11 protein-coding genes are annotated in these 12,430 nt (G+C 48.0%); 2 read left to right on the top strand and 9 right to left on the bottom strand.

Annotated elements, in window-relative coordinates; translation table 11 throughout:
* Positions 1-15: 15 nt before the first annotated feature.
* On the bottom strand, positions 16-1,425 hold the full coding sequence (locus MED92_RS08795) for an aminotransferase-like domain-containing protein (RefSeq protein WP_007021176.1): 1,410 nt from the start codon (positions 1,423-1,425) through the stop codon (positions 16-18).
* 136 nt (positions 1,426-1,561) lie between these two features.
* Between MED92_RS08795 and MED92_RS08790 the strand changes: the two genes are divergently transcribed.
* Positions 1,562-2,482: a DMT family transporter gene (locus MED92_RS08790; protein ID WP_007021175.1), complete on the top strand. Its 921-nt coding sequence runs from the start codon at positions 1,562-1,564 to the stop codon at positions 2,480-2,482.
* A gap of 35 nt (positions 2,483-2,517) precedes the next feature.
* Here the strand turns inward: MED92_RS08790 and MED92_RS08785 are convergent, their stop codons facing one another.
* Together MED92_RS08785 and rsuA are read right to left on the bottom strand one after the other, a co-directional pair.
* Complete coding sequence (locus MED92_RS08785) at positions 2,518-3,558, bottom strand: methyltransferase (protein WP_007021174.1); 1,041 nt, start codon at positions 3,556-3,558, stop codon at positions 2,518-2,520.
* A complete protein-coding gene (gene rsuA / locus MED92_RS08780) occupies positions 3,555-4,247 on the bottom strand; it encodes a 16S rRNA pseudouridine(516) synthase RsuA (RefSeq protein WP_007021173.1) in 693 nt (230 codons plus the stop codon). The genes MED92_RS08785 and rsuA overlap by 4 nt, the downstream gene beginning before the upstream one ends.
* 124 nt (positions 4,248-4,371) lie before the next feature.
* Between rsuA and MED92_RS08775 the strand changes: the two genes are divergently transcribed.
* Positions 4,372-5,208 (top strand): 6-carboxytetrahydropterin synthase, encoded by an 837-nt coding sequence (locus MED92_RS08775; RefSeq protein WP_007021172.1) that lies wholly within the window; start codon positions 4,372-4,374, stop codon positions 5,206-5,208.
* 64 nt (positions 5,209-5,272) lie between these two features.
* Here the strand turns inward: MED92_RS08775 and MED92_RS08770 are convergent, their stop codons facing one another.
* The 6 genes from MED92_RS08770 to MED92_RS08745 form a co-directional block, all read right to left on the bottom strand.
* A complete protein-coding gene (locus tag MED92_RS08770) occupies positions 5,273-6,454 on the bottom strand; it encodes an acetyl-CoA C-acetyltransferase (RefSeq protein ID WP_007021171.1) in 1,182 nt (393 codons plus the stop codon).
* Between the two features lie 378 nt (positions 6,455-6,832).
* Positions 6,833-7,681, bottom strand: coding sequence for a pantoate--beta-alanine ligase (panC, locus tag MED92_RS08765; RefSeq protein ID WP_007021170.1), 849 nt, complete (start codon positions 7,679-7,681; stop codon positions 6,833-6,835).
* Between the two features lie 2 nt (positions 7,682-7,683).
* Positions 7,684-8,478, bottom strand: coding sequence for a 3-methyl-2-oxobutanoate hydroxymethyltransferase (gene panB, locus MED92_RS08760; RefSeq protein WP_007021169.1), 795 nt, complete (start codon positions 8,476-8,478; stop codon positions 7,684-7,686).
* A 39-nt stretch (positions 8,479-8,517) separates the two neighbouring features.
* The gene (folK, locus tag MED92_RS08755) at positions 8,518-9,003 is read right to left on the bottom strand and encodes a 2-amino-4-hydroxy-6-hydroxymethyldihydropteridine diphosphokinase (RefSeq protein WP_007021168.1); all 486 of its coding nucleotides are present in this window, start codon (positions 9,001-9,003) and stop codon (positions 8,518-8,520) included.
* Positions 9,000-10,403: a polynucleotide adenylyltransferase PcnB gene (gene pcnB / locus MED92_RS08750; protein ID WP_007021167.1), complete on the bottom strand. Its 1,404-nt coding sequence runs from the start codon at positions 10,401-10,403 to the stop codon at positions 9,000-9,002. Before pcnB ends, folK begins: the two co-directional genes overlap by 4 nt.
* Before the next feature lie 631 nt (positions 10,404-11,034).
* Positions 11,035-12,423: a sigma-54-dependent transcriptional regulator gene (locus tag MED92_RS08745; RefSeq protein WP_007021166.1), complete on the bottom strand. Its 1,389-nt coding sequence runs from the start codon at positions 12,421-12,423 to the stop codon at positions 11,035-11,037.
* Positions 12,424-12,430: the final 7 nt, after the last annotated feature.

The raw sequence follows: 12,430 nt of genomic DNA, 5'->3' as shown, positions 1-12,430 counted from the left end.
AGTGTAAAATGATGGTTAGTAAACTGCCGAATTCTCGATCATTTCTCCCAGGGATACGATCGCTTTTAACTGTTCTTTTGTACGTGTGTAATGAGCAAAACAGAGCCGTATATGATGGTTAAATCTCTGGTCGGCACAGAATAGATTGCCAGGGGCAATACCAATGCCTTGTTTTAGGGCGGACTGGAATAACTGGTCGCTATCGACCGTTTTATTCAGCTCGAACCATTGCAGGATTCCTCCTTGGGGTTGGATCAAAATTGTCTCTTTAGGCCAATGTTGATAGACGTCTTCCGTAAGATGTTGGCAGCGTTCTGCATAGGCAGTAGTGATCTGCTTAAGATGGCGGCGATAACGTCGACCTTTTAACAACTCTGCGATGCTTTGTTGGGTGAGGGCGGGGCAAGCAATACTGGTAACAAATTTATAATAGTTGATAGGGTCGTAGTAACGACCGGGAAGTACCCAGCCAAGGCGGATGTCCACATCAATAGTTTTGGAGAGTGATCCGCAGTATAAAACCCGTTGCTCAGTATCCAGCGCTTTAAGCGGGCTAGGTCGCTGGTTGTTGTAACTTAGCTCTCCCGCTACATCATCCTCTATGATGGCAATATCCCATTGATTAGCGAGCTGTATTAAACGCTGACGATTTTGCAGGGAAAGACTGAACCCGAGCGGGTTATTGAAACTGGGGTTGGTTAATACTGCTTTAATTGGCCATTGCTTCAGGGCATTTTCCAGCGCGTTAATATTGGTTCCATTAAGCGGATCTGAAGGCAGCTCAAGCACTCTCAAGCCCAGAGCTTCAATGCACTGCAAAGTGCCGTAGTAACATGGGGATTCTACCGCGATAATATCCCCAGGTTCTGCTACCGCGTGTAAGCAGAGTGAAACAGCTTCCTGAGTGCCCTGAGTGATAACAATCTCTTCGCTGTTGCAGCTAAACGTAGTGGCGTTGAAATAATCTGCCAGAACCCTACGGAGATCCGGATCCCCAGGCGGTGTACTGTAATGGCTTTGACGTTTGTAAGCTTGCTGCGCCCAGCGCTTGGCTGTGCGTGCCTGTTGTTGGTAGTACCAGCTTACGGTCGGCCAGCGAGCATCCGGGTAGGCTGAACCTAGGGCTAGCTTCCCTGGTTGATTGGCATCGCCTAATACACTGAAAGCTGTTGCGCCTAATTGAACCTTTCTCGGTGCCAGTTCCGCGGTTGCCTGCTGCGGAGGGCAGACAATAAAACCTTGTCTGGGACGTGCTTCAATCAGTTGTTGGTCTTCAAGCTCTGACAACGCTCTTATTACAGTGTTTTTGCTTAGGTTGTGCTGTTGGCTCAGAGCACGAATCGAAGGTATTCGGGTGCCAGGGTGTATTTCGCCCAGTTCGATGCGCTGTTGTAGTTGTTTTGCCAGAGCCAGATATCTTTTCATGGTTACAGAATATTATTTTTGATAGTAAGCTGCATTAGATTTGTTTCTGTACCCCATAAATATCCCGGTTTGTGTGCCTTTATCGATTGCTGACAAGCTTTTAAAGTCACTGACTTATTATGTGAGGGTAAGTGAGATGTTAACTAAACAGCAGCGTCTGGCCTTGGTTCCCTGGGGCTTTGTAGGCATATGGAGCACCGGTTTTATCGGAGCTAAATATGCCGTCCCTTATATGGAGCCCTTCAGTGTTTTGCTCGCGCGGATGTTGCTAACGTTGCTGGTTTTTGCAGGTCTGCTTTGGTGGCGAAAACCGCAATGGTGCTCTCTGCCTCAGGCAGGACATCAGATGATCGTAGGCTTTCTGGTCCATGCATGTTACCTGGGAGGAGTTTTTGCTGCGATAGACTGGTCATTACCTGCTGGGGTTACCGCAATTATTATGGGTGTCCAGCCGCTTCTAACAGCGTTTATTGGTTGGTTATGGTTATCAGAAAGGCTGAACCTAACACAGTGGATTGGCTTATACCTTGGGTTGTTCGGTGTGTTGCTGGTGGTATCGCAAAACTTAACCGGAGATGTTACTTCTGTTGAGCCGGTTGCCTGGATAGCTGCGATTATTGCTCTGGTTGCTATCTCTGTCGGCACGCTTTATCAAAAACGTTTCGGGGCGGGGGTAGACCTTATGGTAGGGGCTTTTTACCAATACCTGTCCACCGCAATTGTGATGGCTATTCTGGCTTATCAATTTGATAGCGGTGTTATCCAATGGAACTGGACTTTAATTGGGGCGCTCGTCTGGATGGTTATTGCATTATCCGTGATTGCAATCCTGCTTCTATTGATCATGATTCGTGAGGGTGAAGCCAGTAAAGTTGCCAGTTACTTTTATCTGGTACCGCCTTTAACCGCAATTGAGGCCTGGCTGCTTTTTGATGAGCAGCTAAATCTAACAGCTATCCTCGGTATCCTGGTGGCAGTATTCGGGGTCTATTTAGCGGTTAGATTTAACAGCAATAACAAAGCAGTAAAAGAACCGGCAGGTAAATCGGATAGTTAAACAGAGCAGGCTGAGTGGGGCGGAGGCCCCGCTTATCATGCCTTATGGGTTAGCCTTACCAGCTTGAAGTTACCATTTGCAGCAATGCATTCTGCCTGGTGAAAGTACTGGAGTGCTTTGCGTTCGAGAGGGATATGGAGATTAGTGACAAAGCAGGCTACACCGCGTTCATTGAGACGATCGTGAGTTGCCTTTAAGAATCTATCTGTCAGATCGCCATCTACGGAAAACCCGGCATGAAAAGGTGGGTTGCAGATAATCAGATCGAATTTTTCGGAAATGCCTTCAGCGCAGCTTGCTGGAATCACTTTGCCATTTATTGGATAGCGATCGAAGTTCCGCTGGCAGGCAAGAATCGCAGCGGCATTATTATCAGATGCTGTGACAGGTATATCCAGTTGACTGATATTGAGTGATAGATAGCCGTATCCGCAGCCCAGATCCAGAGCGTTTTTAGGTGGTTCAGGCAGGGTCATCAAAAACTGATCGAGGTGCTCGATCAAAAAAGCGCTACCTTTATCGACCTTGTCCCAACCAAAAACACCGGGTTTGCTGTAATAGTCGAATTGCTCATCGGCGACTGTTACCCGAAGGGTTGGATAGTCCTTATCATCTAGCGGTTCAGCTTTATCAGATTTCAGTTTGTGTAGCGTAACCTGCCATATGTCTTTTGTGGCTTTAACACTCTGCCCATCACCAAACAGTTTCTTACCTTTACTGAAGTAAGTTTTGATACCCTCGCCTTTATCTCCAGCCATAATCAGTTGCCCGCCAGGCTTTAGGCAACGATAAGATTCGTTGATGACGTGATGGACAACCGGTTTTTCCTTGGAGACCCGGTAGATAATCGAATCCAGGCTGTTATCTTCTATGATGCTGAAGTCATAATCGGAAAAAAATACCTTCCAGCCCTGGTTGAGCAGTCTCGCTTCAAGGTCGATCCTGTTTGTGATGACCTGAATGTTATCGCTAGGTGAAAGCTGGGCGCTAAGTAGATTTTCATCAGCAATCCAGAGGTATCGCCCCTCGGCTTTCTGCAGAAAAGGTACTAACTGATTAAAGGCTGTATCGCTCATTGAATGCTGTTTATCTCTTCGTCAGTCAGGAATCTGAATTCGCCCGGTTCCAGGTCTTCATCGAGGCTTATCGCGCCGATGCTGACCCTGTGCAGTTCTTCTACCTTGTTGCCAATCGCGGCAAACATACGCTTCACCTGATGATAGCGCCCTTCAGTAAGAACGACTTCAGCTTCGTATTCACCGATAATGGTTAACTCTGCCGGTTTAGTGCGCTCTTTCTCATTGATTAGCATCAGCCCTTTAGCGAATTTGGTTATCGCGTCTTGTGGAATAGGATCAGCAGTAGTCACCTGATAGCGTTTACCGGTTTTATGCTTTGGCGAAGTCACTTTATGTGCCCATTTGCCATTAGAGGTTATGAGAACCAAGCCTGTGGTATCAACATCCAATCGACCGCAAATCGTCAACTCTTCAGCGCGAGGGAGATCCAGTAAACTAAGTACCGTTGGGTGAGTGCTGTCGTCATTAGAGCAAACACAGCCCAATGGTTTGTGAAGCATTAGGTACTTTTCGCCCGGTGCCTCTACCGGGTAGCCGCTCAGATAAACGTCGTCTTCATCTGAGATATGCAGAGCAGGGTCCTTAATTTCCAGGTCATTGACAACGACCTCGCCTGCTTTCATAAAGCGACGGACTTCTTTTCGTGAAAAACCGGTGGATTGTGCTAGGTATTTATCTAGGCGCATGGAGAAATAGCAGCTATTTTAAAACGTGCCATTATAGCTCAACTTCTAGAGACCCTATAGCCTGCAACGTTTTTTCGTCTCAGGTTTTCAGTTAATATAGCGCCTTCAAATTTGGAGCCTCTCTGTGAAACTGTTTGTTGATAACCTGACTAATGTTGATTTCTCTTATCTGCACCCTCAACGTGGATTGATGGGTGAGTCTTGGCTTGTGCAGTTAGAGCTGGATGGCTCTTTGAATGAGCAGGGAATGATCTGTGATTTTGGCATTGTAAAGAAAGAGGTTAAGCGTTGGTTTGACCTCTGGGTTGATCATGCGCTGGTGGTGCCAACGGGTATGCCCCGGTTAAGTCATTCGACATCAGAGGGTTATACCGAAGTGGAGTGGCTTTATGCAAACGGTGAACGTTTTTACTGTCGTTCTCCTGAGCAGGCGATTTGTTTGGTTGGAATGCCTGAGATCAATGAGCATACCCTGGCAGAATGGTGCAGGGATAAGCTTTTGGAACTGTTCCCGCAAGAGGTGAAAGGTCTAAAGATTAGTTTTGTTCCCGAGCGTATCGATGGTGCGTTCTATCATTACAGTCATGGTTTGCAGAAGCATGACGGGAATTGTCAACGTATCGCACATGGGCATCGTTCAAAAATTGAGATCTACCTGAATGATCAGCGTGAGCAAGCGCTTGAAGCTGAGTGGGCAGAGCGATTTAAAGATATTTATATAGGTTCTGAATCGCATCTGGTCGAAAAGTGTGAAGATATTCACCATTATGCCTACCAGGCACCTCAGGGCGAGTTTGCAATCGCCTTGCCTTCATCTGTTTGTTACCTGATTGATACGGACAGCACGGTGGAACTGATAGCCGCTCACCTGGCTAAAGAACTGAAAAAGGTTCACCCTGAAGAGCGAGTGATGGTGCGCGCCTATGAAGGCGTGGGCAAAGGTGCGATTGCAGAAGCATAAAAAAACCGCAGCCAGGCTGCGGTTTAAAATGTAGTAGGACGGTGTAACTAGACTTAAGTCTAGCTTAGTCCCGTTCGATTGCCAGTGCAGTACCCATACCCCCACCAATACACAGGGTGGCCAGGCCTTTCTTAGCATCTCGCTTATTCATTTCGTGGATCAGGCTTACGAATACACGGCAACCTGAAGCACCGATCGGATGGCCAAGCGCAATCGCACCGCCGTTGACATTGACGATGTCAGTGTTCCAGCCGAGATCTTTATTCACAGACATTGCCTGGGCTGCGAAAGCTTCATTCGCTTCAACCAGTTCAAGGTCATCTACAGTCCAGCCTGCTTTCTCAAGTGCTTTCTGGGTGGCGCAAATTGGACCTGTACCCATGATCGCTGGATCGATGCCTGCATTACCGTAAGCTTTGATGCGTGCCAGAATTGGCAGGCCTAATTCTTTCGCCTTCTCTTCAGAGCACACAATCACAGCAGCAGCACCATCGTTAATGGTAGAGGCATTGCCTGCCGTTACTGTGCCGTCTTTCTTGAATGCTGGGCGCAATTTGCCAAGTGCTTCTGCAGTACAGCCGAAACGTGGCTGCTCATCAGTATCAAAGACGATTGGGTCGCCTTTACGTTGTGGAATCGATACAGGGATGATCTCATCTTTAAAGCGGCCTGAAGTCACTGCTGCTTCGGCTTTGTTCTGAGAGGCCGCAGCAAAAGCATCCTGCTCTTCACGTGTGAAACCGTATTTCTCTACGATATTCTCAGTCGTGATACCCATATGGTAGTCATTAAACGCATCCCACAGGCCGTCTTTGATCATGGTATCAACCATTTTCCAGTCGCCCATGCGCGCGCCATTACGGGAATTAGGTACAACGTGAGCGGACAGGCTCATATTTTCCTGACCGCCAGCAATAATGATGTCCGCATCACCACAGCGAATAGCCTGAGTCGCCATCTGTACGGCTTTCAGGCCAGAACCACAAACTTTATTGATTGTGATTGCAGGAACTTCAATTGGCAGACCACCGTTAAGTGTCGCCTGACGGGCAGGGTTCTGGCCGCAACCGGCTGTCAGAACCTGACCCAGAATAACTTCGTCTACTTTTGCAGGGTCCAGATCTACTTTTTCTAATAGACCTTTAATAACAGCTGCACCTAGATCAGATGCAGGTACTTTAGATAGGGAACCACCAAATGTGCCAACTGCGGTACGACCGGCAGCAACAATTACAACGTCACGCATTCGAAATGCCTCTTAGCTTAGCTATGTACAAAGTTCGTCCACGATGATGATCATAGGCCATAAACATGACCCGGGTATTGCAAGTGAAAAGCGGCGTTTTACTGTGACCGTATGAATCGTCCTGATGCTCCATGGCGGTCAAATCCGTTTTTCTGAGCACTTATACAACCTTTATTGTTTTTATTGCAGTGCAAGAACTCATCGTCCTAGCAGTCTGCGGTAGCAAGCCCCTCCTTGTCAAGCCACGAAAGTAGGGGGCTATATAAGACTTGTGGAGGTAATGCGAATTATTGCAGTGCAGCAATGGTTGCGTTGTTAACGGAAAAAGGTCGATGTTCGAAAAGAGTTCCGGGCGAGCAGGGCTCACCCGAATGGAGATTATAGATCGATTTGAATATTATCGATCAGACGGGCTGGGCCCAGATAAGCAGCGGCCAGAATCACCAGCGCAGTGTCGCTTTCATTTGCCGGTTGAAGGTCATCTCGGCGACAAATTACATAATAATCGCGTTTAAAGCCGACCTCTTCCAGCTGGCTTTGTGCCTGCTCTTCTAGCTCGGCAAACTGCTTGTTACCTTGTTTTATCTGCTCAGCCGCATCACGCAAGGTGCGGTTGAGATTGGCAGCAACTTCAATTTCCTCTGCGGAAAGGTAGCCGTTGCGTGAACTCAGAGCCAGCCCTTGCGGGTTTCTGGCAATGGGAGCACCTTGAATCTCAACCGGCAAGCTCAGGTCTTCGGTCATACGACGAATAACCATTAGCTGCTGAAAGTCTTTTTCTCCAAAAATGGCAACATCTGGCTGTACCATACCAAATAGTTTGGTCACTACAGTCGCTACGCCACGGAAGTGCCCAGGACGGCTGGAACCGCAATATAGGTCGGAAATTACCGGAACTTCAACCTGAGTCTGTGCTTCGCGACCGTGTGGGTAGACTTCAGCATCAGTCGGTGCGAACAGGAAGTCGCAGCCTCGTGATTCCAGTTTTGCCTGATCATCTTGCAGGGTACGAGGGTAGTTATCCAGATCTTCGTTGGCGCCAAACTGCAGCGGGTTCACAAAGATCGAGGACACTACAATATCGCTGTTGGCCTTCGCCTGGTCAATTAACTGCAGATGGCCTTCATGAAGGTTGCCCATGGTTGGGACGAAACCGATGCGCTTACCTTGAAAGCGTTCTTTGCTAAGCGCTGCGCGAAGTTCAGCTATCGTATGGATCGTAATCATAATTACGCGAACCCATGCTCTTGGGCAGGGAATGTACCCGCTTTAACCTCGGCAACGTACAGCTGAACCGCGGCTTCAATGCTATCTGCATCAGCCATGAAATTCTTAACGAATTTAGGGCTGCGACCTGGTGTGATTCCTAGCATGTCATGTAGTACGAGTACCTGAGCATCTGTATCAGCGCCTGCCCCGATACCAATGACTGGGACATCAAGGGCCAGGGTGATCTCTTTTGCCAGAATAGCAGGTACACACTCCAGAAGAATGATACTTGCGCCAGCGTCTTGCAGGAGAACTGCGTCGTTGATCATCTGTTGCGCAGTTTCCTGATCTCTTCCCTGTACACGATAACCGCCGAGCTTGTTGACGGTTTGTGGTGTCAGTCCGAGATGTGCGCAGACCGGAATGCCGCGTTCAGCTAGCATTGAGATTGTGTCTGCCAGCCATGCGCCGCCTTCAAGTTTCACCATGTTCGCACCGGCCTGCATCAGTGCTGCTGCACTGTCCATAGCTTGTTCAGGCGTCGAGTAGCTCATGAAGGGCAGGTCAGCCATGATCAGGCTTCCTTGGTTTCCTTTAGCGACAGCCTGAGTGTGGTAGGCCATCTCTTCAACAGTCACAGGTAATGTGCTGTCGTTGCCCTGAAGCACCATGCCCAACGAATCACCGACCAGAATTACTTCCGTACCTGCGGAACTAACCAGGTGTGAGAAACATGCGTCGTATGCAGTGAGTACTGCAAATTTTTCGCCTGCCTGTTTCATTGAAGACAACGTGTGCAGAGTAATATTGCTCATGGAATCAGCTTCCTTTATTACGCGTTGGCGCGATTATACCTATATCTTTGCCAAGCTGCCCAGAGGGCATGCAACTAATAGAGAAGACAAATTTTCTCCATTTGGCATCTGGAGCCCAGGAGAAATTTCTGAAAGAGGGTAAAGCACAAAGCTGCGTTCATGCATAAAAGCATGAGGTACCGTTAACCTATCGTTGTTAATGGTCAGGTCACCATATAGCAAAATATCCAGATCCAGCGTTCTCGGTCCCCAGTACCGCTCTCGCACTCGCTGGTGGTTTTGTTCGAGCTCTTGCAGCTTATCGAGTAAAGATAGTGGACTAAGGCTGGTTTCGATCTGGGCAACCGCATTAATAAAGTCCGGTTGGTCTTGAGGCCCGACTGGCGCGGAGCGATACAGAACAGATGTTGTGAGTAGCTCTGTCTCGGGTAGCAAAGCCAGCTCTTCTATTGCCGAACTGACTTGCTCAATCGGTTGCTCCAGATTACTACCCAGGCCAATATAGCAGATCTGAGGAGAGCTCATTGAGGCGTCTCTTTACGTGGTTTGCTACGGCGACGGCGCGGGCGTTTGGGTTTATCCGACCCTTGATGTTTGATCATCTGATCGCGGTTCTGCTCATTCGCATTTTGGTAATCGGTCCACCACTGGCTTAAGCCGCCCAGATCCTCACCGCTGTTTTCTCTCAACAGTAGAAGGTCATATGCTGCTCGGAACCTCGGGTGCTCCATCAATCGAGCGGCACGGTTACCTTGTCTCCTTGGTAAACGCAGTTGCATCTCCCAAATTTCGCGAATGGGTGTTGAGAAGCGTCTGGGTATCGCTGTGGATTTAACCTGCTCTCCGAGAATCTCGTTAGCCGCTTCATGCATGGCCGGTAAAGGCGGCATTTTCTTCTCTTTCATGAGCTGCTGCATACGAATCTGGGTTGGGTACCAGAGAATGGCAGCAAAAAGGAATGCTGGGGTTACGCTCTTACGCTGCGCCAGACGGCGGTCAGTATTCTTAAGCGCGTTATTAATCAGGTTTTCCAAAGGAACATCAAGCTGCTCTTGCTGAAGCGTACGATGGACCAGAGGAAAGAGAGGTTCAAACAATTCCAGGCGGCGTAGTTGTTCATAGGATTGAACCGCGTGTCCTGATTGGAAAAGCTTTAGTACTTCATCAAAAAGCCGAGCAGGAGCTATGCGTTTCAGCATGGGCGCCAGAGGGATAATGGGCAATTCAGACTGAGGATCAATAGTGAAATCCAGTTTAGCGGCAAAACGAGCGGCACGCAGCATACGGACTGGATCTTCTTTATAACGTGCTTCCGGATCGCCAATCATGCGCAGAATACCCTTCTGCAGATCTTCATATCCGTTGGCAAAATCATATACGCAATGATCTTTAGGGCAGTAGTAAAGTGCGTTGACAGTAAAGTCCCGGCGCAATGCATCATCTTCGATCGTGCCGTAAACATTGTCACGTAAAATAAGACCACTATCGCATTGTTTACCCTGTTCACCCTCGCCCTCTTCAGACTGGGAGTCATGGCTGGCGCGGAAGGTGGCAACCTCAATTAGGTCACGGCCGAAGCGTACATGCACGAGTTTAAAGCGTCGGCCAATCAGGCGGGCGCGACGGAACAGTTCCGCAGCTTCTTCAGGGTGCGCATCTGTCGCAACATCGAAATCTTTTGGGCGTTTCTTTAATAGCAGATCACGGATGCAGCCGCCGACTAGATAGCCTTCGAACCCTGCGTCCTGCAGGCGGTAGGCTACCTTTAATGCATTATCATCGAGAAAGCGGCGAGAAATTTTATGTTCTTCTTCATTGATCAGGCGCTTGCTGACAGTGGTGATGATCTCTTCAGTCTGAGAGTCTGGTTTACTGTTACCGCCGCCAAAGACTTTGTTCAGCGCGTTGCTAATGGATTTAAGCAAGGTGGTGCCTTCTCAATAGGATTAAATACAGTTAAGGAGGGTAAAGAGATTGTATCGATGGATATGGGTCAACCCCTGTACAGCAGTCCTTAATTACATCGGGTGCGCAATGATAGCATTGTTGGACACTGTTATGGGAGCTTTAGGAGGTTTGGATCAAGATTTTAAGAGGAGATGGGGAGCTGATCGCATCTCAGGTAACAACGCTAGTTCTTAGCTTGTTGTTTTTTTTCTAAGAGCAAAATGACCGTCACATCTTCGTTACGACCAGCTTTCTAAACCTCATTATTATTTTTATTCGAGGCGGGTGCTTCTCTACTCTATTCCAGTTTTTATTTTTATTGGCGGTCTAGATTCGGAAACGTGCTTCTTTTTGTTTTCGCGTATTAATGTTGCATGGCGTGTGCCAGTTTTTTTATTTTGTTTAAAATCAATGGGTTATGATTTTTAGCGGTTTCTATTACCTACTTTTGTACAGGTTTTGTTACCGCTTGTTACGTTTTGGTACTGCGTTGTGGGTAGTAAGGTAACACTGGAAATGTTACTTAAGTGTTACCTGAATGTATCCAGAGTGTTACTTAAAAAAGCTGCATTAAACTAAAGGCTATAGTCGTTGTAAAAGCCTCAATGACTACTTTTTAGGCTTTCTGGGAATCCCTAATTTCTGTCTTCTTTCCCAGAGGCATTTTCGACTGACCCCTAGCTTTTTAGCCAGTTCTGTCTCGCTAAGTTGATCCTGATTTTCCAGAACGAAGCGTTGGAAGTAGTCATCCAGAGACAGGTTGGCCTGCTCTTCTTTGCTGAGTGGCTGGTTTGGCTCACTGTTCATTGCGGCAAACTGATTTTCCAGTTCATCCAGACTGCTTTTGGGGATGTCTAGGCCAAGTAGGTCAGTTGAGATGGTATTAGATTCAGCCAGAATAGCAGCACGCTCAATTGCGTTTTCAAGTTCTCTGACATTACCTGGCCAGTTGTAAGTCAGCATGGTATTTCGAGTATCGGGAGCAAAACAGAGTTTATCCATCTGCATCCGATCACAGACTTTGTCCATCAGCTTGTCGGCAATTTCCAGAATGTCATTGCCCCGTTCACGTAATGGAGGAATTCTTAACTCCATAACATAAAGACGGTAATAGAGGTCTTCGCGGAATTCGTTGCGTTTCGCCAGTTCTTTAAGATTTCGATGTGTAGCGGCGATTAAGCGGACATCAACTTTCTTAGATTGCACCGATCCAACCCGGCGGATCTCACCTTCCTGAAGAAAGCGCAACAGGCGTGCCTGGGCTTCGAGGGGTAGCTCACCTATTTCATCGAGAAACAGAGTGCCTCCATCGGCGGCTTCCAGAAGGCCGCTTCGCGCTGTTGAAGCGCCGGTAAAGGAGCCTTTTTCATGACCAAACAGTTCTGACTCAATCAGACTTTCAGGAATAGCCGCGCAGTTAACCGAGATCATAGGCGTATCGGCGCGGTTGCTTTGCTCGTGAATAGCCCGGGCAGCCAGCTCTTTACCTGTACCGGATTCGCCCTGAATCAAAACCGTCGCTGAGGTTTTCGCGACTTTGCCAATACGTTTATAGAGTTCCTGCATCGGTGGGCAGGATCCAAACATTTCGGAATTGTCCTTGTTGCAGCCTGGCTCTTCTTCAGTTGGCATTGGTGTCGTTTGATTGCTGTTTGAAGCGAGAATCTTCTGTACCGATGAGATCATCTCCTCATGATCAAAGGGCTTGGCTATGTAATCGACAGCACCCATCTTCATCGCATCAACCGCAGAGCGCAGGCTTGCATAGCTTGTCATGATTAAAACGGGGACCGATTTAGCTAACTCGATAAGGTCAGTACCTGGGGCGCCAGGAAGGCGCAGGTCGCTAATAATCAGGTTAAAGTCAGATAGTTTAAATCGGCTGGTGGCTTCATCGACTGATGCTGCATCGTCCACCTGGAAGTGATTTTTTTCAAGCAATCTGCGTAGGGCAGATCTAATAATTGTTTCGTCTTCGACAATCAGAATTCGGCTCATCGGCTCT

Origin of the sequence: Neptuniibacter caesariensis (assembly GCF_000153345.1) — a bacterium.
In the GTDB taxonomy this organism is placed as follows: Bacteria; Pseudomonadota; Gammaproteobacteria; order Pseudomonadales; family Balneatricaceae; genus Neptuniibacter; species Neptuniibacter caesariensis.
The sequence above is the reverse complement of the archived record's forward strand: the minus strand, read 5'-3'. Positions and strand labels throughout refer to the sequence as shown.

Bases quoted from the DNA above. Each gene is read 5' to 3' on its own strand.
- panC (WP_007021170.1), bottom strand. From the start codon at position 7,681: ATGATTACGATCCATACGATAGCTGAACTTCGCGCAGCGCTTAGCAAA.
- MED92_RS08745 (WP_007021166.1), bottom strand. From the start codon at position 12,423: ATGAGCCGAATTCTGATTGTCGAAGACGAAACAATTATTAGATCTGCC.
- folK (WP_007021168.1), bottom strand. From the start codon at position 9,003: ATGAGCTCTCCTCAGATCTGCTATATTGGCCTGGGTAGTAATCTGGAG.
- MED92_RS08790 (WP_007021175.1), top strand. From the start codon at position 1,562: ATGTTAACTAAACAGCAGCGTCTGGCCTTGGTTCCCTGGGGCTTTGTA.
- MED92_RS08770 (WP_007021171.1), bottom strand. From the start codon at position 6,454: ATGCGTGACGTTGTAATTGTTGCTGCCGGTCGTACCGCAGTTGGCACA.
- MED92_RS08795 (WP_007021176.1), bottom strand. From the start codon at position 1,425: ATGAAAAGATATCTGGCTCTGGCAAAACAACTACAACAGCGCATCGAA.
- rsuA (WP_007021173.1), bottom strand. From the start codon at position 4,247: ATGCGCCTAGATAAATACCTAGCACAATCCACCGGTTTTTCACGAAAA.
- MED92_RS08785 (WP_007021174.1), bottom strand. From the start codon at position 3,558: ATGAGCGATACAGCCTTTAATCAGTTAGTACCTTTTCTGCAGAAAGCC.
- panB (WP_007021169.1), bottom strand. From the start codon at position 8,478: ATGAGCAATATTACTCTGCACACGTTGTCTTCAATGAAACAGGCAGGC.